This window comes from Sphingobium yanoikuyae (assembly GCF_013001025.1).
GTDB lineage: Bacteria > Pseudomonadota > Alphaproteobacteria > Sphingomonadales > Sphingomonadaceae > Sphingobium > Sphingobium yanoikuyae_A.
Genome location: NZ_CP053021.1, coordinates 5,159,921 through 5,181,703, shown reverse-complemented (window position 1 = coordinate 5,181,703; position 21,783 = coordinate 5,159,921). Strand labels below are relative to the sequence as shown.

Here is a 21,783-nt window from a genome sequence, read left to right as displayed (position 1 = left end):
GCTGCTCTCCCTTTTTATGTTGTTCAGATCTTGGTGATGGTGAAATTGCGGACCTGAAGATGGCTCTGCGTCGTGCGCAGGCCGAAATGGCCGCTGCGATAGGGATCGGGATCGTCGAGCGTGAACAGGGTCGCCCCGTCCCGCTCCACCGCGACATGAGACCCGTTGGCGATCAGGCCGATCGAAAACCACTGATTGGGCACCAGCATCGCCGCCTTGTCGGTGCGGTCATGTTCCGGCAGCAGCGGGCGATGGCCCGGCTCCCCCACATAGCGGCGCATCCGCGTGGTGCTGTTCCGGTTGCCGCCAATGCCGACATAATAGGTGCGGAGGCTGTCATACTCCTCGAACGTGCCGCTGCGCGTGCGGCCGAGCGCCGATCCGCCGGCCGCCGCCGGGTCGCGCGCCATCCAGAAGGCGTTGACGTCGCTGACCTCGTCATAGGGGCCGCCGTCCGACACGGCGCGCACATCATAGCGGATCGCGACCGGGCCGCTTAGTTGCTTGCGGAACCAGAGCGTTAGCCCCTTGGGCGCGACGATATCGAGCAGCCCGTCCTGCGCGGTCACGCGCGCATCGCCCACCGCCTCCAGCTGCCATTGCTTGAGGCCATGACGGAAATCGTCGCGCCAGAGCGGCCCCCGCGCCGCAGCGTTCAAGGGGCCGGCGATCGGCGCGAGGACCAGCGATGCAAGGAGGGTGCGGCGAGAGAACATGGCGACCTGTCCCGCTTGATCTTGAAAACATGATGCTGCGGGTCGGGCATATCCCGACCCGCAGCCTGTCTCATGACCTGGGGGAGGCCAGGCCATGAGCGCCAATCAGAGCTTGAAGCGGATACCGCCATAGACGCGGCGGCCGACCGTCTCGATGATGGTGCGGCGTTCGACGCTGTTGGCATTTTCCTTGCGCGTCGCGTCGAGCAGGTTGACACCCTCCAGGAACATCGAGATGCCCGGCATCAGCGTGACGTTGAGCGACGCATCGAGCTGGCCATAGGCTTCGCCGAACTCGGGATTGTTACCGCGGCCCTGCGCCGTGATCAGATATTTGGACCGCCAGTTATAGGCGCCCCGCAGGCTGACGACGTCGTCTTCATAATAGGCCGAGATATTGTAGGCATGGCGCGACAGACCCTGGAAGGGCAGGGAATCGCCGGTAAAATAATCCTTCCCTTCGTAGCCGCTATCCTTGGAATAGGTATAGTTGGCGACCACGCCCATCTGCTTGAGCACCGGCACGTCGATGAAGTCGAACGCGATCTGCGCGCCGGCTTCCACGCCGTTGATCGTCACCTTCTGCGTGCCGTTGGTGGGCACGGTGATGGTGTAGGTGACGCCGCTGGCATCGGTGTAGGGCTCGGTCGTGTTCTGGATGAACGAGCTGATTTCCTTGCGGAAATAGGTGACCGACGCGAAGCTGGTGCGGTTGATATAATATTCCAGGCCCGCATCATATTGGCGGGCGCGGAACGGCTGCAGATCCGGATTGCCGCGCGAACCCGACAGGCCAACGACGTCGATGGTGAAGCGCGGGGCCAGCTGCTGCGGCAGCGGACGGGCCATCACTTCGGTCGCGGTCGCACGCGCCATCAGCTTGTTGGGGATGAGTTCCGCCTTCATGTTGATCGAGGGCAGGAATTCGGTGCTGTTGCTGTCATAGGATACGGGCGAGATCACGCCGCCGGTGCTGAGATAGCCCGAGGTGTTGACCTTGGTATTGACGACGCGGGCGCCGATCACGCCGCTGACGGGCACGGCCCCGACGTCGAAGGCGAAGCTGGCCTGGCCATAGCCGGCCAGGTTGCGTTCGCCGACCTTCCAGGTGTCGGTATAGACCTGGCAGGTGCCGTCGGCATTGGCCGGGCAGCCGCCTTCCGCGAACGGATCGGGAATGCCGACCGCATCGGCCACGCCCTGGGTCATGTTGAGCCAGCCGCTATAATCGCCGGTGAAGCCCAGATTGCCGGTGTGGAAGAAGGGCGAGGTGCCGAGCGCCGCATTGCCGCTGACGATGCTGTTGATCTGCGCCTGCACCGCCGGATCGCTGAAACCATTGAGCGTCGTGGTGCGGGTGTAGAAGCGGCTCTTGACCGTCAGGTCGCGATACTGGCCACCAATCTTGAACGAGGTGAACAGGCCGCCGTCGGTCTTATATTCCGCGTCCAGCTTGGCCATCTTCTCGGTCTGGTCGTCATAGCGCGGACGGCGCAGCACGGTCAGCTGGTTGATGCCGGCCGTGGTGGTCGGATCATTGGGCAGGATGATGTTCGGCGCATTCTGGCCGTTGCTATAGTCGACGATCAGGCTGGACATGCCGGTAACGGCCGCGGTCGCATTGATCTCGTTATTATAAGCCTTGGCCTTGGACAGCGAGATTTTCGGCGTCAGCGTCAGGTTGCCGGTCGTCCAGTCAGCGCCCAGCGCGACATTATAGGTGGTGCGCTTGATGTCGCCCAGAATGTTGCGATAGGACACGCCCAGCTGGCTGGTCTGCGCCTTCGACGTATTGTTGGTCATCACCAGATATTCGACCGTATTGTCCGGGCCGATGATGGTGTTTTCCGTGTCGACGATGCCGCCGCTGGTGCCGGTCTGCAGATATTGCGAGGTCACCGACTGGATCGACTTGGTCCAGTTGCTTTCGACATAGGCCTTGAAATCGTCGCTCGGGCGCCATTCCAGGATGCCGTTCAGCGCATAGCGGCGGGTTTCCAGGCGGTTGATGACATAGCGCGGAATGTCGGGGAAGAAATCGCCGACGCCGTCATTGTTGAGGTCATAGGCCTGCATGCCGGCCGTATTGGGATCGCTGTCCAGCTGGACCCAGCCGGTGGTGCGCGCCTGATGGCTTTCGACATTGCGGTTCTCGAACGTGCCCGACACCAGCACGCCGATCGTGCCATTGGCGAAGGTGTCGCTGCCGATCAGCGCCAGGCGCGGGTCCATATGGTCGCCGATATCGGCATAGATGGCCTGGGCGGAACCGGCCAGATATGGCTTGCCGCCATTGTCGAACGGCCGGCGGGTGATGACGCGCACGGTGCCGCCGACGCCGCCTTCGGTCATGTCGGCGGTGGCCGACTTCACAACTTCCAGGCGGTTGACGAATTCGGAGGGCAGATCGCGGAAATCGACATCGCGGCCGCCGCCCACGGTGGTGGACAGGGCGGTGACGCCGTTGATCTCGACGCGGTTCAGTGACGGATCGGCGCCGCGGATGGTGATGCCGGAGCCTTCACCGTCGGAACGGGTCAGCTGGACGCCGGTCACGCGCTGCAGCGCTTCACCGACATTCTTGTCCGGGAACTTGCCGATATCCTCGGCCGAGATGGCGTCCAGAACCTGGGCTGCATTGCGCTTGGCGTTGAGCGCGCCCTGAAGGCTGGAACGGATACCAGTGACGACGATATCCTCGCTGCTCGCTTCGGGCGCCTGCTGGGGCTGTTCGGGCTGCTGCTGGTCTTGTGCCGCGGCCGGCATGGCGCCCAGCAGGACGGCGGCGACGGCCGACGTCGACAACAAGGCGCGATAATTGGAAAACCTCACTTAAACATCCTCCCTATGCGTGCCCCCCCGTTTGGGCACGGGTTTGAGGTCGACCGCGACCAGACCCCGCCGCGACAACCCTTTGATATCCCATATATTGGGTATTCATATCTATATATGGACACGCGAGGATGGCGCCGCCTTTGCGACGAAACGAGCCATATCATCGATGAATGACATGATAACGAAACAGGGTTCCACGATATGGAACCTTGTCAAGACAATGGCTTGATGGAGGACGGCTGTGGCGACAGCGGGATTCGCGCCGGCAGCGCAACATGCCCCCGCCGCCGGAGCAGCGGGAAGCCAGGCATGATAATGGCGAAGACCTGTCACCTTCGCCGTCAATCTTGCGGTGCGGACTAGCCCGCCAAGCCCTTGATATCCGCGGTCAGATCCAGCACCTGCGCCGCCTCGAAACTGGCGACCGGATAGGCGCAGTAATCGGCGGCATAATAGGCGCTGGGGCGGTGGTTGCCCGACGCACCCAGGCCGCCGAACGGCATCGCGCCGCTGGCGCCGGTGGTCGGCCGGTTGCGGTTGACGACGCCGGCGCGGCTTTCCAGCAGGAACCGGTCCCACAGCGCATCGTCGGCGGATACGAGGCCGGCCGCCAGGCCGTAGTGGGTCGCATTGGCCGCCGCGATCGCCGCGTCGAAATCGGCGACGCGGATCACCTGCAACAGCGGCGCGAAAATCTCCTCGTCGGGGGCATCCACGCCGGTCATGTCGATGATACCCGGCGTCAGGAAGGCACCGCCGAGGTCTGCCGGCTGTTCCAGCGGCAGCAACTCTACACCGCCAAGCGCCAGCAATGCCGCATGGCGCGCCTTGGCATGAGCAGCCGCCTCGGCGGAGATCAGCGCACCCATATAAGGCTCAGGCTGGCTGTCCCATGCCCCGATCGTCAGCCGCCGGGCCAGCGCCACCGTCGCGTCCAGGATCGCGTCGCCCGCCGCGCCCTGCGGCAGGATCAGCCGGCGCGCGCAGGAACAGCGCTGGCCCGCAGTGATGAAGGCCGACTGGACGATGATCGAGGCGACCGCCTGCGCATCACCGTCCCAGGCAATCAGCGGATTATTGCCGCCCAGTTCCAGCGCCAGGATCACGCCCGGCCGGTCGGCCATCACGCGCGAGAAATGCGCGCCCGCCGCCGCCGATCCGGTGAACAGCAGGCCGTCGATATCCTGTGCGATCAGCACCGCACCAGTATCCCGCCCGCCCTGCAGCAAGGTGAAGACGCCATCGGGCAGGCCCGCGTCGCGAAACGCCTGCGCCATCAGTTCGCCCACCAGCGGGGTCAGTTCGGACGGCTTGAAGATGACCACATCGCCTGCCAGCAGGGCCGGCACGATATGGCCGTTGGGCAGATGGCCGGGGAAATTATAGGGGCCAAGCACCGCCATCACGCCATGCGGCTTGTGGCGCAGCACCGCTCGGCCGAACGGGGTAGCCTGCTCGCGCGATCCGGCGCGTTCGGCCTGCGCCGCGATCGAGATGTCGACCTTGCCGATCATCGAGGCGATTTCGGTCTTCGCCTCCCATAGCGGCTTGCCGGTCTCGCGCGCGATCGCCTTGGCAAAGGCATCGCTGCGGTCCGACAGCAGCGCCTTGTAGCGCCGGACATGATCCTCGCGTTCGGCCTGTGGCAGTGCCGCCCAGGCCGGGAAGGCAGCGCGGGCGCGCGTCACGGCCGCTGCACAGGTCGCGGCATCGGCCGCCTCCCCTTCCCACAGGAGCGTGTCGCTGGCCGGGTCGATCGAACGGAAAATCATATGGCCTCCAGAAAGCGGGACAAGGATAGCGCACCCTTTTCCAGCCTCCTAGCGTCATGCGGGCGCGACGGGATAATGAATCCCGCCGCGCCCTTCATGCCGATCCGGAATAAGCGGCGCTTATTCCAGATAGGTGGTGCGCAGCGCCGCAATGTCCACCGGCGTCAGGCCGATTTCCTGAGCCAGATAGGCATCGACTGAACCCCAGCGCTTGTCGATTTCGGCGAAGGCATAGGTCAGGAAGGGCGTGCCGTCGGGCAGCACCAGCGGATTGGCCTTGGCCATCGCTCCGCCCTTCTGCATCTGTGCGAACATGCCGGCGATCGGGCTGCTCTGCGCGACGGCATCGCTCATCGGCGGGACTTCATATTGCGGGCGGCGCGACGGCGTCGAGAGCACATAGTCGCGATAGATGACATCGCGCGGTACGCCCAGCGCCGACAGGATCATCGCGCTGACAAAGCCGGTGCGGTCCTGCCCGGCCGAGCAATTGTAGAGCAGCGGCCCGTCCTTCGACAGCAGGCGGGCGAAGACGATACGCAGTTGCGGCTTCAACTGGGTCGCCATGCCGCGATAGGTGCCGGCATAGGCTTCAGCCTGCTTGGCCATGTCCATATTCTTGGCATCGAACTTCATGCCGCTCATCATCGCGGCCATCGAATAGCCAACCGCATTATAGGCGATGCCGTCCAGCTTGGTCGGCGCGAACAGCCGTTCCTCGTCCGAGCGCAGGTCGACCAGATTGGCAACGCCCAGCGCCTTCACCTGCGCCACGTCGGCCGGGGTCAGCATCGCCTGCCCGCCCGACCGGTAGATCCGGCCCCAGCGGACATGCTTGCCACCGGCCGCCGGATAGCCGCCCAGATCCCGGAAATTGGAGGATTGCTCCATCACCAGCACACGCTCGGCCACGCGCGTCACCGCGCCGCTCTTGCTGTCGCGCAGCAGGAAATAGGGGCGGGTGCCCGGCGCCACCTGCACCTCCTGCACGCCGTCCTTGTCCCCGGCCGCCACCAGCGTAGCATTGGCGATGGGGGCATCGGGGCGGTCGACCTGCAACAGATCGACCGGATCGGCATCCTGCCAGCGGATCGTCAGCTTGTCGGGCGCCACCCGTTCCACCACCGGATCGGCGATGGTGCCGGCGAAGGCTGCGGCCGGCATCGTCAGGGGCAGCGCCGCCAGCGCGGCGCGGATCATCATCTTGCGCATAATCTTTCTCTCTCCCTCTATTTTAGAAGCGCACCATGGCTTCCAGGCCATAGGTGCGCGGTTCGTTGAAAATGCCCAGTTGCAGCGACGAAGAGCCGGTCTGGAAGAAGGTGTGCTGTTCGTTGAACAGGTTGCGCGACCAGGCCGAAATCTGGAGCTTGGCGTCGCCCTTGAGCGTGATGTCGGCGAGCGACAGGCGGGCATTCACCAGGAAGGAAGAGTCGGTCAGCGCCGCGTCGCTGGACTGGGAATGATAGCCATCGCCGCCATTGGCATCGACATGGGCGCGCAGCGTCGCCCAATTGAGCGGCAGGCTATAGTCGATCGCGCCGCTGAAGGCGTTCTTGGGCGTGTAGACCACGAACACGGTCTGCAGCGCATTGCCGGCAAAGGGGTTGGCCGCCTGTGCCAGATCGCCCTTGGTATAGGCATAGGCGGCGGTCAGCGTCAGCCCCTCGACCGGCATCACCACCAGATCCGCCTCGAAGCCCTTGATCGTGCCATGGCCATCGACATTGACGGTCTCGATCGTGGTGCGGGTCGGACCGCCCGGCACTTCGGACAGCACCGCGTTGAAGTCGATCTGCTGATTCTTGTAGATCGTCTTGTAGGCCGCCAGGTTCAGCCGGACATGACGGTCGAGGAACTCGCCCTTGAAGCCGATTTCAGAGGTTTCGACCTCTTCGGGCTTATAGGCGCGATAGGTGACGGAGCGGGAATTGGCGCCGCCGGCGCGATAGGCGGTCCCCCATTTGCCATAGAGATGGATATTGTCGGTCGCGTCGAACGCCAGAGTGACGGTCGGGTCGATCCGGCTGCTGGAAATGTCGAAACGGAAATCCTTGTCGACGCCATTGACCTTGAACAGGTCGCCGCTCTTCTTGTCACGGGTGTAGCGCGCGCCGCCGGTCAGGTGCAGCGCATCGTCGAGGATCGCCGGGGTCCAGGTCGCCTGCCCATAGAGGGCGAAACTGTCCGCCTTGGCGTCGCTGGCACGGTCCGGATAGGGCGTGACCTGACCGGCTTCCAGCGTCGGCAGGCGGGTCGGCGCATCGGCCGCGGTTGCGCCCCACTGCATGGTATAGGGCGCCCAGGCCCAATCCTCGCCCTTTTCATGATAATAATAGGCGCCGGCGACGAAATCGACGCGCGAGAGCGAACCTACCAACTGCACTTCCTGACTGAACTGATTCTGGTCGAGGCCCGCCAGGCTGTAGCGCGCAAACTTGGCATAGGGGGCGAAGGCACCCTGATGCGCGCCGCCATTGTCATATTGGCTCTGGCTCAGCTCACGATAGGAAGTGATGGAGCGCAGGTTGATGCCATCGGCGACCTGCCAGTCCATATGCAGCGCATGGCCATGGGTCTTGCCGATGCTCTTCTGGATCGGCACGCCGATGTCCGCGGTCCTGGCCCGATCGGGCTGGACCTCGACCATGTCCGCGACCGGCAGACGATCCGACTTGCCCAGCATCTGGAAATAATAGGGCGTGCTGGCGTCATAGGAGGTGTCGAAATCATATTGGGCGGAGAAGCGGCTGCTCGGTTCCCACAGCACTGCGCCGTGCATGCCGCGCTGGTCGAGCTGGTTATAATCCTCCTCGCCCGCCATCGGATTGTCGGTGGTGCCGCCGCGCTTGGTGACGAGCGCGTCCAGCTTGACGCTGACATTGGCGAAGCTGGGCAGGTCGAGATGGGTTTCGACCTTATAGCCGTCATAATTCATGACGCCCATGGTCTGGCTGAGGTGAAACTCGCCGCCCGGCTTCCTGCTGACGATGCTGAGCGCGCCGCCGGTCGAATTGCGGCCGAACAACGTGCCCTGCGGCCCCTTCAGCACCTCAATCCGTTCGATGTCGAACAGGGCGGTGCCCAGCCCCTGCGAGCGGCCGAGATAGACGCCGTCAATATAGATGCCGACGCCCGCGTCGCGGCTGGGCTGGTTGGCGTCGAACGGCACGATGCCGCGAATGCCGACGGTCAGCGCTGAATTGCGCGACGCAAAGGGGGCGATGCGCAGCGACGGCACCGCCCCGTCGCCCAGATCCTTCAGGCTCACCACGCTGCGCGCCTTGAGATCATCGCTGCCCAGCACCGAAATGGCGATCGGCGTCTTCTGCAGATTGGTCTCGGTCTTCTGTGCGGTGACGACAATCGAACCAAGGCCGGCATCCCCTTCGTCAAGCGGCGCGTCCTCCGCATGGGCCTGAGCCACGAAGCCCGCCCCCATCAGCATGGTGCCGGCCAGAATGAGTGCGCGACGGCGCAGGACAGACGAACATTTCATGATGCGTATCCCCCGAATGATATTGAATTCGGAGGGGCAGTTAGAACGCCTGTATGCAGCCGCAGTTACATATGTATCTCAGTTTGATGACAGGAACAGCGGCAATATGACAGCGGCGAGACACGGATATCGCCCCGACGCAGCCTTTGCCAGTTTGGCGGGATATGGCATAAAGGACGCTATGGCGACGGCGGCACATTCAGAAAAAACATCGGAAATCGGCGCAATGGCGCGGCTTATCGAGGCGGTTATCGATCTATGGGAACGTGATGGCGCGAGCGGCACATCGGCCCGCGCGATCAGCCGCCTGGCCCAGACCCCCGCATCCGGAATCTATCACCACTTCGGATCACTGGAACAGTTGTTTCTTTCCAGCCACGAACAGGCCCAGCGCGAGTCGGAACGCTGGTGCGCGGCGCGGCTGGCGGAACTGGAGGGCGCCGCGCCCCTGTCGCGTGACGCCTTTGCGCCCCTCCTCGCCGCGCTGATCGACCAATGGTGCGAGGAACAGCGCCGGCTGGCCTTCGCCTGGCGCGAATGTCAGCTGATCGCCGCGCGGGAGGATCGCTATGGCCCGGTCGCCCAACGCTGGACGACGATGTGGCGCAATTTCTGGGAAGAGGTCTGCGCGCGCTGTGGCCATCCGGGCCGGGGCGCCTTCACCGCCTATCTGTTCGATGGCGAAGCGACGCTGCACCTGATGCGCTGGCGCCGACCGGTCGACCGCGCGGGACTGGAAGAGTTGTGCGCCGGCTGGAACGACTGGCTGTGCGGGCGTCCGGTGCGTGCCGCCCATTGGCGTCAGTTCGCCCGCGAACAGGCCGACCTTGCCCTGCCCGAACAGACGATCAGCAGCGGCACGATGGAACAGATTGCCGAGGCGGCTGCCGATGTGCTGGCGCAGGACGGCATGGCGGCCCTGACCCATCGCGCCGTCGCCACGCGGGCCGGCCTGACGCTGGGCGTCGTTTCCTATAATTTCCGGTCCAGCGCCGAACTGGTCCGCGCAGCGTTCGAGATGATCTATCGCAAGGCGGTGGAATCGGGCGGCGGCACCGTGCCGGAGGCAGTGACATTGACCGACGAGCAGTTGCTCGCGCGCTATTCCAATCCCCCGCCCCGCAACGACCGCATCCTGCCGGCGATCGACGAACTGATGCTGGCCGCCGCGCGCGATGGTGACCTGCGCGATTTCGCCCCCCAGTTGCGCTATCGGCGCGGCCGCACCAGCGGCGGCCTGCTCCGCGCGATCCTGGGCCGGGAGGTCGCGCCGCTGGAGGCCGCGCTCTTTTCCGGCGTCATATCGGGTCATCGCAAGACCTGTTTCGGCCTGACGCCGGCCGAGGCCGCCAGAGCCGGCGCCCAGGCCATGCTGGACCTGCGCACGATGGTGCGCGCCGCTGCGGACGGGGCTCAGTCCAAAAGCGCCTGAGCCCGCGCCGTCAATATATCCTCCAGATGGTTGACCGGATCACCGGCCACCACTCCGCCCTCGACCGGCATGGCGATGCCAGTGATCTGCCGCGCCCGGTCGCTGGCCAGGAACAGCGCCGCCTGTGCCACGTCGTCCGGCACGCCGCGTCGCTTCAAGGGCTGGTTGGACAGGTAGACCGCATCGATCGCGGCATCGACCCGCGCCGCCCGGTCCGCCTCTGCCCCCTGGGCGCTGAAGGAGGACAGGCTGGTGCGGATATGGCCGGGCACCAGGCAGTTCACGCGGATGCCATGCTGCGCCAGGTCGATCGCCACCGATTTGGAGAATTGGATCAGCCCCGCCTTGGACGCGCGATAGCTCATCATCGCCTGCCCGGCGAGCAAGCCTGCGATCGAGGCATTGTTGAGGATGACGCCGCCACCATGATCCTTCATGTGCCGTGCCGCCGCCTGCGTCCCCAGCATCGGCCCCAACAGGTTGACGCCCATGACCCGGTCGAAATCGGCCAGGCTGTCGTCCAGGAAGTGTGGGAAGGGCGCGCAACTGACCCCGGCGTTGTTGAACAGGATGTGCAACCCGCCAAAGGCATCGACCGCGCGCGCGACCATCGCCTGCACCTGGTCCCGATCGGCGACATCGACGGCCATGAACAGCGCCGATGGCCCGAGCGTGGCGGCCAGCGCGGTGCCGGCCGTCCCATCGCGGTCGGCGATCAGCACCTTGGCCCCTTCGGCCACGAACAGCTCCACCGTGGCGCGGCCGATGCCGCCCGCGCCGCCGGTGACGATGGCGACCTTGCCCGCCAGCTCCCCTGCCATGCCGCTCAACCCCGCCGCGTAAAGCGGATCGGCAGCCGCTCGATCGACTGGGTCGCGACCGTCGGCAGATAGCGGATATCCTCTGGCGAAATCGCCAGTTCGATATCGCCGATCCGCCGGATGATCTCGCGCGCGGCGACCTTTATCTCCATCCGCGCGAGCGCGAGGCCGATGCAGCGATGGACGCCGCCGCCAAAGGACAGGTGTCGGCCGATATTGGGCCGGTCGAGGTCGAAGCGGCGCGGATCGGGGAACACATCCTCCTGGTCATTGGCGGAGGCATACATGAGCAGCAGATGCGCGCCAGCGGGCAGCGTCTTGCCGCCCAGTTCCACTTCGCGCGTGGTCATGCGCGACAGGCCGCGCACCGGCGGCTCGATCCGCAGCAATTCCTCGACAAAGCGGTTCATCAGCCGGTCGTCATCCACCGACGCTTGGAGCAAATTTGCAATCTCCGGCCGGGTCGCGAGAATATAGAAGAGATTGCCGAGCGCGGTCGCCGTCGTCTCATTGCCGGCGATCAGCAGCGCCCGGATCAGCGATACAGCCTCGGCAAACGTCAGCGCCTGCCCCTCGGCATCGCGGGCATGGACCAGATCGGAAATCATGTCCTCGCGCGGGTCGGCCTCGCGCTCGCGCATCTTGGCGATCAGATAGTGCTGCAGGTCGCAAATCTCGCGCGCATGGCCCAGCATCTGTTCCCGATCCTGCATCCGCCCGATCTGGGCCGTCACCGCGATCGACCAGCGCGCGATGCGATCCTTCATGTTCCAGTCGAGGCCGAGTTGCTCGCAGATGATGCGGACCGTCAACGGCACGGCGAAATCTTGCACTGCGTCCGCCTCGCCCCGGTCGGCGACGCTGTCGATCAGGTCGATCACGACCTTCTCGATCCGCGGCTCCAATTCCTTCACCCGATGGGCGCTGAACGCCTTTTCCATCAGCTTGCGGATGCGGGTGTGGTAGGGCGGATCGGACATGATCGCGTCGGGGAAATAGCCGCCGCCCTCGCGCTCCAATATCTGCTGGAACTCCTGCTGGAAGCCCTTGGCCTGCTGCGTGTGATAGCCCTTGTTCACCGAATAGGTGATCGGATCCTGCTGGATCGCGGCGATATCCTCATAGCGGGACACCAGATACATGCCGAGCTTCTCATCCCAATGGACCGGGTCGAGCCACCGCATCGCCGCATAATAAGCACGCGGCCGGGCCGAGATGATCGGATCGGTCATCGACGCGGTGTCGAGCAGAGTGCGCGCTTCGGGCGCCAGGGTGTCTTGCGTCATTGCTGCGCCACCACGACCCGCAGGCCATCAAGCGCCGACGTCAGGCGGATCTGACAGGCGAGGCGACTGGTGTCGCCAGCGACATCGGACACCATGTCGAGCATCGCATATTCGACATCGTCGGGTGCGCCGGTGCGATCGACCCAGGCCGGGTCGACATGGACCAGGCATGTCGCGCAGGAACAGGCGCCACCACAATCGGCCGCGATCCCGTCGATCCCGTTCGCCTTGGCCAGTTCCATCAGCGACAGGTCGCCCTCCCCGGCGACCGCCTGCTCCACGCCATGCACATCCACAAAGGTGACCCGCACCATCGACATCCTTCTCCTTATGAAGGGGCAGGATGGCCGATGGCGCCAGACGCGGAAAGGCATGGCGCCGCGCAGCCGCTTGACTGGCGCGGCAGACCGGGCGGCGGCGAGAGGAAACGCCAAGTGCGCGTGCAGTCATTGGGTCAGGAATGGGCGCGGCCTAGTCTTCACAGCAGAAGAGGATGCCATTCGTGCCGACGACGCTCATCGCCAACGCCACCATCTGGGACGCCACCGGCAGCCCTGCCTTTGCCGGCGACCTGCTGATTGAAGGCAACCGCATCCTTGCGGTCGAGCCGGATGCCAGTGCCGGCCGCGCGCCGGCCGATCAGGTCATCGACGGCAGCGGCAAGACGCTGATGCCCGGCCTCACCGAAGGCCATGCCCATATCTCCTTCGGCGATGCCGCCTCGACCGAGGATCTGATTGCGCCTTCGCCCGAAGCCCATACGCTCATCACCGCGCGCATGGCCGGCCGCCTGATCGATCAGGGGTTCACCAGCTGCTATGGCGCGTCGGCCGCCAAGCTGAAGCTGGACGTGGCGGTGCGCGACGCGGTCGATGCCGGCCATATCCCCGGCCCCCGCATCCGCGCCGGATCGACCGAGATCACCGTCACCGGCGGCATGGGCGACGAAAGCAAGCTGCACAATCCGCGCATCGGCATTTCCTGTGTGATCGATGGACCGGAGGAGATGCGCCGCGCGGTGCGCCTGGCGATCCGCGAGGGCTGCGACAATATCAAGCTCGATGTCTCGGGCGACCCCTTCTATCCCGGCAGCCCGTCCCATGTGACGCCGATGGCGTTCGAGGAAGTGCAGATGGCGGTCGACACCGCCCACGCCTTCGGCCGCAAGGTGAACGCCCATAGCCGGTCGATAGAGGGCAGCAAATATTGCGTCCGCGCCGGGGTCGATGGCCTGTTCCACGTCGAATATGCCGACAGCGAATTGCTCGACATGCTGGAGGAAGCGAAGGACCGGATCGTCATCGCGCCCTCGATCGGGCTGTTCCATGCGATGATCCATCATGGCGAGCCGTGGATCAGCCGGGCCGCCTGCGACGCGATGGGCATAGCCGCGCTGATCGAGGCATCGGTCGAGACGCATAGCCAATTGCGCAAGCGCGGCATCCGCCATCTGATCGGCGGCGATTATGGTCTGGCCTGGAATCCGCAGGGCACCAATGCCCGCGATATCCAGTTGATGATCGACTATTATGGCTATGACGCCGCCGGCGCGCTGACCTGCGCCACCCGCAATGGCGGGCAGGCGATGCGCGACCAGGGCGATCTTGGCACTTTGGTGCCCGGTGCGCTGGCCGACATGCTGCTGGTGGACGGCGATCCACTGGCCGACGTCACCATCCTCGAAGACAAGAACCGGCTGGCCATGGTGATGAAGGACGGCGCGATCCACCGCATCGCGCCCGGCCTGATCGACAGCGCCATGCCCGCCCAACGGAGAGTTGCATGAACATGGAAAGCGGCCCGATGGCGGCGGGCGATGCCCGCTGTCCGGCGATCAGCACGCAGGATATCATCGCCCGCGACAAGGTCGCCGCGCCCGGCTGGGTGCGCAGCGAATCCTATGCCTTCCTGGGCAGCGAAGACATTTCCACCGATCGTTATATCGACCCCGATTTCGCCCGGCGCGAGATGGACAGCCTGTGGACGCGCACCTGGCAATTCGCCTGCCGCGAGGAACATATACCGGAAATCGGCGACTATCAGGTCTATGACATCGGCCGCCACAGTTTCATCATCACCCGCGTCGCGGCGGACGATATCCGCGCTTATTACAACGCCTGCCTGCATCGCGGCACCAAGCTGCGCGCGTCGGGATCGGCCGGCTGTGCCAGCGAGTTCAAATGCAGCTTCCATGGCTGGAGCTGGAACGTAGATGGGTCCAGCAAGAGCATCACCTGCCCCTGGGACTTCCCCCATGTCGACCCGGCCAACAACAGCTTGCCGCAGGTCCGCGTGCAGACGCTGGGCGGGTTCGTGTGGATCAACATGGACCCCGACGCGCCCAGCCTGGAGGCGTATCTGGGTGCCGAGGCGCTGGCCCATATCCAGGCCTGGAAGCTGGAGGATCGCTATATCCACCTCCATGTCCAGAAGAGCTTTCCGGCCAATTGGAAGCTGACGATCGAGGCCTTCATGGAGGCCTATCATGTGATCGAGACCCACCCGCAGGTCGCCCCGTCCAATGCCGACGCGAACAGCCAATATGATGTCTATGGCGATCATGTGAACCGCTTCATCTCGTGCCTGAGCGTCGCCTCGCCGCATCTGGAGGGGCGCTTTTCCGAGCAGGATATTCTCGACCAGTTCACGGTCGGCGACGCGTCCGTGCTGAGCGAGGATCGCCCGCAGGTGGGCGATGGCACCGCGCGCCAGGCGATGGCCGACCTGTTCCGCACCATGTTCGGCGCGGCGACCGGCAGCGACCTGAGCGCCACATCCGACAGCGAGATACTCGACTGTTTCTCCTACACGCTCTTTCCCAACACCTACATCTTCCCCGGCGTGTCGCTGCCGATGGTCTATCGCTTCCGCCCGGACCCCAGGGATCATCGCCGCTGCATCTATGAGGTGTTCTTCCTGCGCCCGGTGCCGGACGGCGGCACCCGCCCCGAACCGGCCGAGCCGATCCTGCTGACCGACGAACAAAGCTTCTGCGAGGCGCCGGGCATGGATGCCGGCTTCGGCAAGATTCTCGATCAGGATACCGATAATCTGTTCCTGCAACAGGAAGGGATAGAGGCGAGCATCAAGCGCGGCCTGACGCTGGGCAATTATCAGGAAATCCGCATCCGCCATTTCGAGCAGGCGGTCGACCGCTATGTCGCCATGGCGCCGCTGCGGCCTGGACGCTGAGGCAGGCTCATGTCCTTTGCCCTCAACGCGCAACTGGCCGCCAAGCGCCCGCCCCTGCCGACCACGACGGCGATCGATCCGGTCACCGCCAGCATCATTCGCGGCGCGCTGGAAACCGTCTGCTATGAGGCGACGACCCATCTCGGCCGCGCCGCCTCCTCGCCGATCATCAACCAGTCGAACGAGCGCAATGCGGCGATCGTCGACGCCCATGGCCGGCTGGCCATGGGGTCGATCGGCACACCCCATCTGACCTTCGTGTCGCAGCTCACGGTCCGTTATGGCCTGATGCAGCAGCATGACTATGACTGGGGACCGGGCGACGTCTTCGTCGGCAATGATCCCGATTATGGCGGCGGCCACCTGCCCGACTATAATGTCTATGCGCCGGTCTATGACGCGGCGGGCGAGTTGGTGCTGGTGCAGGCGCTGCAGGCGCATCAGGGCGATACCGGCGGCAAGGATCCGGGCGGCTTCACCCTCGACGCCACCGACATCTTCACCGAAGGCCTGGCCATTCCCTGCCTGAAGCTGGTCCATCGCGGCGAAAAGCGGCGCGACGCCATCCATCTGCTCGAACGCAATAACCGCTTCCCCAGCTTCGCCGGCGATCTCGCCGCGATGATCGGCGCGGTCGAAAAGGCGACCGTATCGATCCGCGCGATCCTCGACAAATGGGGCGCCGACATGGTGCGGGCGGCGGTCAATCATGCGATCGACCAGTCGGAACGGCAGATGCGCGCCACCGTCTCCGGTTGGCGCGACGGCCATTATGGCGCGACCGTCCATATCGATCATGACACGATGGGGACCAGGGATATCCGCGTCCAGGTCGGCTGCACCGTGGCCGGCGACCAGCTGACCGTCGACCTCAGCGGCACCGACGATCGGCAGGATCTGGTCGGGGTGTGGAACACCTTCGCCAATTCGCGCGGCTATATCATGACCCAGGTCGCCGCCAGCATCGACCCCGACATCGTCAAGAATGAAGGGCTGTTCAACGCGGTCGAGATCATCCTGCCCGAAGGCTGCATCGCCCACCCCGCGCCCAACCGCCCCGCCGCGCTCGGTTCCTTCCATCCCGCCTGCGAAATTACCGAGGCGGTGTGCGTCGCCCTGTCGCAGGTCGCGCCCGACCGGTCCGCGCCACAGGTCTACAAGATCGGTATGCCGAACGCCGTGATCGGCTTCGACGCGGCGGGTCAGATGTGGATGGACCAGGGCGTCGATTGCCGGTCGATGGACGTGTCCGCCGTGCAGGGCATCGATGGCTGGGGCAGCTGCCCGGTCTCGCTCGGCAATTTGCTGCTGTCCCAGGCGGAGGATGGCGAGGCGCGCTTCCCGGTCATCAACATCAGCCGCGAACTGGTCACCGACAGCGGCGGCGCGGGCCAGTGGCGCGGCATGCCGGGCAGCCGCAATGTGAAACGAATATTGGAACCGGCGCTGGCGATGGCCTGGATGGTCAGCCATGACCATCCGATCAGCGGCCTGGCCGGGGGCGCCGACGGCACCCCCTATCTCAATCATTTTCAGGTCGGGACGCCCGATGAATATCGGGTCGAACTGACGGCGCGGGCGCAGCTGCCGGCGGGGGCCGTCATCGCCTATCAGCATGGTGGGGGGGCGGGCTTCGGCCCGGCGCTGCGCCGCGATCCGCAGGCGGTGTGCGAGGATGTGCTGGACGAACTGGTGAGCATCGCCGCCGCCCGTGACCTTTATGGCGTGGTGCTGACCGGCAGCCTGGAGGATTACAGCTTGGCGGTGGACCATGCCGCCACGGCGGCGTTGCGCGGGGAGCGGATTGCGGCATGAGCTATCGCGTCGGCATCGACATTGGCGGCACCTTCACCGATTTCGCCCTGTTGAAGGATGGGTTGAAGGATGGGTTGAAGGATGGACAGGTCATCCTGCACAAAAATCTGAGCACCCCGCAGGATCGCTCGATCGGCGTGATGGAGGGGCTGGAGACGCTGGCCGGCAAGGAGGGGCTGTCGCTGGGCGAGTTCCTTACTCGCTGCGAGGCGATCGTCCACGGCACCACGGTCGCCGACAATATATTGATCGAGATGGACGGTGCCGTCACCGGCCTCATCACCACCCAGGGTTTCCGCGACGAAATGGAATATCGGCGCGGCTATAAGGAAAGCATCTGGGACGTGCGGCTGGAGCCGCCGATCCCGATCGTGCCGCGCCGCCGCCGCCTGACCGTGCCCGAACGGGTACTGGCCGATGGCAGCGTGCATGAAGAACTGGACGAGGCGGCGGTCCGCGGGGCCTGTGCCAGGCTGCGCAAGCAAGGGGTCGAATCCGTCGCGATCGGACTGATCTTCGCTCATGTGAATGGCGATCATGAGGATCGGGTGGCGCAGATCGTGGCGGAGGAGATGCCCGGCATCCCCGTCTCGCTCGGCCACCGCATCCTGTCGCGCGCGCCGGAATATGACCGGATCAGCACGACGGTGGTGAACGCCTATGTCGCGCCGCGCGTGAATGCCTATCTCGAACGGCTGGTCAGCCGTCTGGCGCAGGCCGGCTATGCCCGCCAGTTGATGGTGATGCAGGCGTCCGGCGGGGTCATGACCCGCGCCTATATCGAAGCCGCGCCGATCCGCCTGCTCGCCTCCGGCCCGGCCGGCGGCGTGATCGCATCGGCGCGCACCGGCGGCGCCAAGGGGTATCGCAACCTGCTGTGCGTCGACATGGGCGGCACCAGTTATGACATGTCGGTGGTGCGGGACGGCGCCGCCCCGGCCGAAGCGGGATGGAACATGCATCACCGCTATCTGGTCGGTGTGCCGATGGTGCAGGCGGAAACGCTGGGCGCGGGTGGCGGATCGATCTGCCATATCGACAAGGGCGAATTGAAGGTCGGCCCTGCCTCCGCCGGCGCGGCGCCGGGGCCGATCTGCTATGGCCGCGGCGGGTTGCGGCCGACCGTGACCGACGCGCTGCTGATGCTGGGCATCCTCTCCACCGGCGAGGGTTTCGCCGGCGGAAGCTTCCGCCTGCGCGACGAGGGCGTGGCGGAGGCGTTTGCGGCATTGGGCGCAGAGCTGGGCTATGATGCGCAGCAGGCGGCGTTCGATTGTTGGCGTCTGGTCAACGCCAATATGACCCAGGCGGTGCGGCGCACGACGGCGGCCAAGGGCATGGACCCGGCCGACATGATGATGCTCGCCTATGGCGGCAATGGCCCGGCCTTCGCCGCGATCCAGGCGCAGGATCTGGGGATCAGCCAGGTGCTGGTGCCCCGCGCTTCCCCCACTTTCTCGGCGCTCGGCACGCTGGTCGCCCATCCGGCGATCGACGAGGAACGCTCCTGCAGTGCGCCCGCCGATGCGCTGGACCTCGACCGGCTGCGTGGCCTGTGGGCCGACCTGGCCGCCGATGCCGCCGAGCATTTCGGCGAGGCAGGCTTTTCCGCCGATGCGGTGCAGGCGCGCTGGCGGGTGGCGATGCGCTATGCCGGGCAGAATTGGGCGCTGACCTTCGACCTGCATGAAGGCCGCGGGCTGGATGATCTGGGCTTCGTCGACGACACCCTGTCGGCCCGCGCCATCGCCGCCTTCAACGCGCGGCATCTGGCCGAATATGGCCATGTCCGCGAGGGCGAGGTGCCGGAAATCACTGGCGTGCGCCTGACCGCCCAGGTCGAGACGCCGATGCCGCCCGCCGGCGGTGGTTTCACCGCGCCGGTCGTGGAGCCGGCGCCCCATGGATATCGCCGCGCCAATCTGGGCGATGGCTTTGCCGATGTCGCGATCCACAAGGGGCCGGACCTGCTCCCCGGCGCGCGTGTCACCGGCCCCGCGATCATCGAGGAGGTCTTCACCACCATCGCTATCTATCCCGGTTGGCAGGCGCGGGTCGATGATGTCGGCGACTATCTGTTGGTGCGCCAGTCGTGACGGCGCTGGCCGGGCTGGTGATCGTGGAGACGGCGGAGCGAGTGGTGGGCGAATTTGCCGCCCGCCTGCTCGCCGATTTCGGCGCGGAGGTCATCAAGATCGAACGGCCGGGCGGCGCCCCGACCCGCGCCATGGGGCCGTTTCATGACGGGCAAAGCACGCTGTTCCGCTATCTCAACAGCAACAAGAAGTCGGTGCTGCTCGACCTCGATGCCCCGCAGAACCGCGCCCTGCTCGACCGCCTGCTGACACGCGCCGATGCGCTGATCGACGATCATGCGCCGGACTGGGCGGCGCAGCACGGACTGGCGCTCGGCAGCCAGCCCGATATCGTCCATTGCGCCATCACCCCCTTTGGCCAGGACGCCCCGCCCCATTGGCAGGTCGCGCGGCCGATCAATGTCATGAATGCCGGTGGCTGGGCCTGGCACACGCCCAGCGAGAGCGCGTCCGACCGGCCGCCGCTGATGGGGGCCGGCCGCTTCATGAGCGATTATGAGGCGGGGCTGGATGCCGCGCTCTGCACCGCCGCGTCGCTGCTGCGCAAACGGCGGACCGGCATGGGACAGGCGATCGACATCAGCGAGGTCGCCGTCCAGCTGTCGCGGGCCGACTGCGTGCTAGGACGGATGTTGGCGGGCGATGCGGAGCCGGGACCGGAGCGCACCCGCTATGACATGGGCGGGCCCGGCGCGGCCTTTGCCTGCGCCGATGGTCATGTCTATCTGCTGATGACGACGCGCGCGCACTGGCGCGGGCTGTGTGCGCTGATGGGCGATCCCGACTGGGCCGTCGCCTTCCCGGAGGATTGGCTGGAATATCATTGCACGCCCGACCGGGTCGCTGAATTCCGCCGGCATTTCCGCGTCTGGATCGCGACCCAGGCGAAGGATATCGTGGCGCAGGCTGCGCAGCAGGCCGGCGTGCCGCTGGTGCAGGTCAACAGCGCCGCCGACCTGATCGACCATGCTCAATATCGGCATCGCGGCTTCTTCCAGTCGCTGGGCGGTGCGCTGCATCCGACTGTGCCCTATCGCATGAGCGCCTCGCCGGTGCGGCTGCACAGCCCGGCCCCCGCGCCCGGCGCCGATCAGGCGATGCTGGCATGAGCCGGGGCGGACCACTCGCCGGTGTCCGTGTGCTGGAGATCGCGAAAGTCTGGGCCGGCCCCTATGCCGGCAAGCTGCTCGCCTTCCTCGGTGCGGAGGTCATCAAGGTCGAAAGCCGCGCCAATCTGGACGAGATGCGCGCCTATGGCGGGGTCGATATCGACAGCGCCCCCTATTTCCGCAGCATCAACCAGGAGGTGCTGAGCGTCCAGCTCGACATGAAGAGCGACGAGGGCATGGCCTATCTGCGCGCGATGATCGCCGCGTCCGATGTGCTGATCGACAATCTTCGGCCCGGCGCGATGGAACGATCGGGCCTGGGCTATGAGGATGTCCGCGCGATCCGACCGGACATCATCCAGCTGTCGATCAAAATGTATGGCAGCGACGGGCCGCTCGGCTACCAGACCGGCTATGCCCCCTGTTTCGCGGCGCTGGGCGGGCTCAACGCACTCGTCGGCCATACCGGCGAGACGCCGGCGGGGATGAATATCCGCTATGGCGACTCCACCGTCGGCGCCGCCGCCGCGCTGGCGATCATCGCCGCGCTCCATCATCGCGAGACGAGCGGCGAGGGACAGTTTATCGACCTGTCTGCGGTCGAGACGCTGTCGATGATGGTCGGTGACAGCCTGTTCGCCTATGGCCTGACCGGCGAGTTGCCGCAGGCGACCGGCAACACCCATGCCGACATGGCGCCCCATGGCTGCTATCCTTGCGCTAACGGGCAATGGATCAGCCTCGCCATCGCCGATGACCGGGAATGGCGCGCCTTCTGCACCACGATCGACGCGCAGGCGCTGGCCGCCGATCCCCGCTTCGCCGATGCGGCCGCCCGCATCGCCAACCGGGATGCGCTCGATGCGGCGATCGCCCAACGTAGTCCCGAATGGGACGCCGAAGCGATGGCGCAAGCGCTGCTTCTCGCGGGCGTGCCGACCTTTCGCAGCCAGTCCTCGCTCGACCTGATCGGCAGCGAGGCGCTCTGGGCACTGGGCGCCTATCGCATGGTCAGCGACGCCAAGGGCGAGCCGCGGCCGATCATCGGGCCGGGCTGGCGCATGACACCGAACGAGGCCAGCATCACCCGTGGCGCGCCGTTGCTCGGCGAGCATAACCATCTGGTCTATGGCGAGATATTGGGATTTAGTGACAGCGAAATTGACGACCTGATCGCCCGTCGCGTCATTTGGTGACTACCCGCTCTTGC

At 65.5% G+C, this 21,783-nt stretch carries 15 protein-coding genes; 7 read left to right on the top strand and 8 right to left on the bottom strand.

Annotated elements, in window-relative coordinates:
- Positions 1-23: 23 nt before the first annotated feature.
- The 5 genes from HH800_RS25010 to HH800_RS24990 form a co-directional block, all read right to left on the bottom strand.
- A complete protein-coding gene (locus HH800_RS25010) occupies positions 24-716 on the bottom strand; it encodes a DUF6250 domain-containing protein (protein ID WP_169863086.1) in 693 nt (230 codons plus the stop codon).
- A gap of 105 nt (positions 717-821) precedes the next feature.
- Entirely contained in the window at positions 822-3,548 is a 2,727-nt protein-coding gene (locus tag HH800_RS25005) for a TonB-dependent receptor (protein ID WP_169863084.1), read from the bottom strand.
- 362 nt (positions 3,549-3,910) lie between these two features.
- Positions 3,911-5,323 carry a succinylglutamate-semialdehyde dehydrogenase gene (astD, locus tag HH800_RS25000; protein ID WP_169863082.1) on the bottom strand — a complete coding sequence of 471 codons (1,413 nt, stop codon included), beginning with the start codon at positions 5,321-5,323 and terminating at the stop codon, positions 3,911-3,913.
- Between the two features lie 120 nt (positions 5,324-5,443).
- Positions 5,444-6,535: a tyrosine-protein phosphatase gene (locus tag HH800_RS24995; RefSeq protein ID WP_169863080.1), complete on the bottom strand. Its 1,092-nt coding sequence runs from the start codon at positions 6,533-6,535 to the stop codon at positions 5,444-5,446.
- Positions 6,536-6,557: 22 nt separating this feature from the next.
- Positions 6,558-8,822 (bottom strand): TonB-dependent receptor, encoded by a 2,265-nt coding sequence (locus HH800_RS24990; RefSeq protein ID WP_169863079.1) that lies wholly within the window; start codon positions 8,820-8,822, stop codon positions 6,558-6,560.
- Positions 8,823-9,048: 226 nt separating this feature from the next.
- Here HH800_RS24990 and HH800_RS24985 point away from each other — a divergent pair, with 226 nt between their 5' ends.
- Positions 9,049-10,254: a TetR/AcrR family transcriptional regulator gene (locus HH800_RS24985; RefSeq protein ID WP_235681979.1), complete on the top strand. Its 1,206-nt coding sequence runs from the start codon at positions 9,049-9,051 to the stop codon at positions 10,252-10,254.
- Here HH800_RS24985 and HH800_RS24980 read toward each other — a convergent pair.
- Genes HH800_RS24980 through HH800_RS24970 form a run of 3 tightly spaced genes read right to left on the bottom strand, consistent with a single transcriptional unit; the run spans position 10,236 to position 12,681 of the window.
- The gene (locus tag HH800_RS24980) at positions 10,236-11,075 is read right to left on the bottom strand and encodes an SDR family NAD(P)-dependent oxidoreductase (protein ID WP_169863075.1); all 840 of its coding nucleotides are present in this window, start codon (positions 11,073-11,075) and stop codon (positions 10,236-10,238) included. The genes HH800_RS24985 and HH800_RS24980 overlap by 19 nt on opposite strands.
- A gap of 5 nt (positions 11,076-11,080) precedes the next feature.
- Positions 11,081-12,361, bottom strand: a complete 1,281-nt coding sequence (locus HH800_RS24975) for a cytochrome P450 (RefSeq protein WP_169863073.1) — start codon at positions 12,359-12,361, stop codon at positions 11,081-11,083.
- Entirely contained in the window at positions 12,358-12,681 is a 324-nt protein-coding gene (locus tag HH800_RS24970) for a 2Fe-2S iron-sulfur cluster-binding protein (protein ID WP_235681978.1), read from the bottom strand. Before HH800_RS24970 ends, HH800_RS24975 begins: the two co-directional genes overlap by 4 nt.
- A gap of 173 nt (positions 12,682-12,854) precedes the next feature.
- Here HH800_RS24970 and HH800_RS24965 point away from each other — a divergent pair, with 173 nt between their 5' ends.
- Genes HH800_RS24965 through HH800_RS24940 form a run of 6 tightly spaced genes read left to right on the top strand, consistent with a single transcriptional unit; the run spans position 12,855 to position 21,769 of the window.
- Positions 12,855-14,147 carry an amidohydrolase family protein gene (locus tag HH800_RS24965; RefSeq protein ID WP_169863071.1) on the top strand — a complete coding sequence of 431 codons (1,293 nt, stop codon included), beginning with the start codon at positions 12,855-12,857 and terminating at the stop codon, positions 14,145-14,147.
- Positions 14,144-15,553: an aromatic ring-hydroxylating oxygenase subunit alpha gene (locus HH800_RS24960; RefSeq protein WP_169863070.1), complete on the top strand. Its 1,410-nt coding sequence runs from the start codon at positions 14,144-14,146 to the stop codon at positions 15,551-15,553. The genes HH800_RS24965 and HH800_RS24960 overlap by 4 nt, the downstream gene beginning before the upstream one ends.
- A gap of 9 nt (positions 15,554-15,562) precedes the next feature.
- Positions 15,563-17,368: a hydantoinase B/oxoprolinase family protein gene (locus HH800_RS24955; RefSeq protein ID WP_169863068.1), complete on the top strand. Its 1,806-nt coding sequence runs from the start codon at positions 15,563-15,565 to the stop codon at positions 17,366-17,368.
- Positions 17,365-19,464, top strand: a complete 2,100-nt coding sequence (locus HH800_RS24950; RefSeq protein ID WP_169863066.1) for a hydantoinase/oxoprolinase family protein — start codon at positions 17,365-17,367, stop codon at positions 19,462-19,464. The genes HH800_RS24955 and HH800_RS24950 overlap by 4 nt, the downstream gene beginning before the upstream one ends.
- On the top strand, positions 19,461-20,573 hold the full coding sequence (locus tag HH800_RS24945; RefSeq protein ID WP_169863064.1) for a CaiB/BaiF CoA transferase family protein: 1,113 nt from the start codon (positions 19,461-19,463) through the stop codon (positions 20,571-20,573). Before HH800_RS24950 ends, HH800_RS24945 begins: the two co-directional genes overlap by 4 nt.
- Entirely contained in the window at positions 20,570-21,769 is a 1,200-nt protein-coding gene (locus HH800_RS24940; RefSeq protein ID WP_169863063.1) for a CaiB/BaiF CoA transferase family protein, read from the top strand. The genes HH800_RS24945 and HH800_RS24940 overlap by 4 nt, the downstream gene beginning before the upstream one ends.
- Positions 21,770-21,783 lie beyond the last annotated feature (14 nt).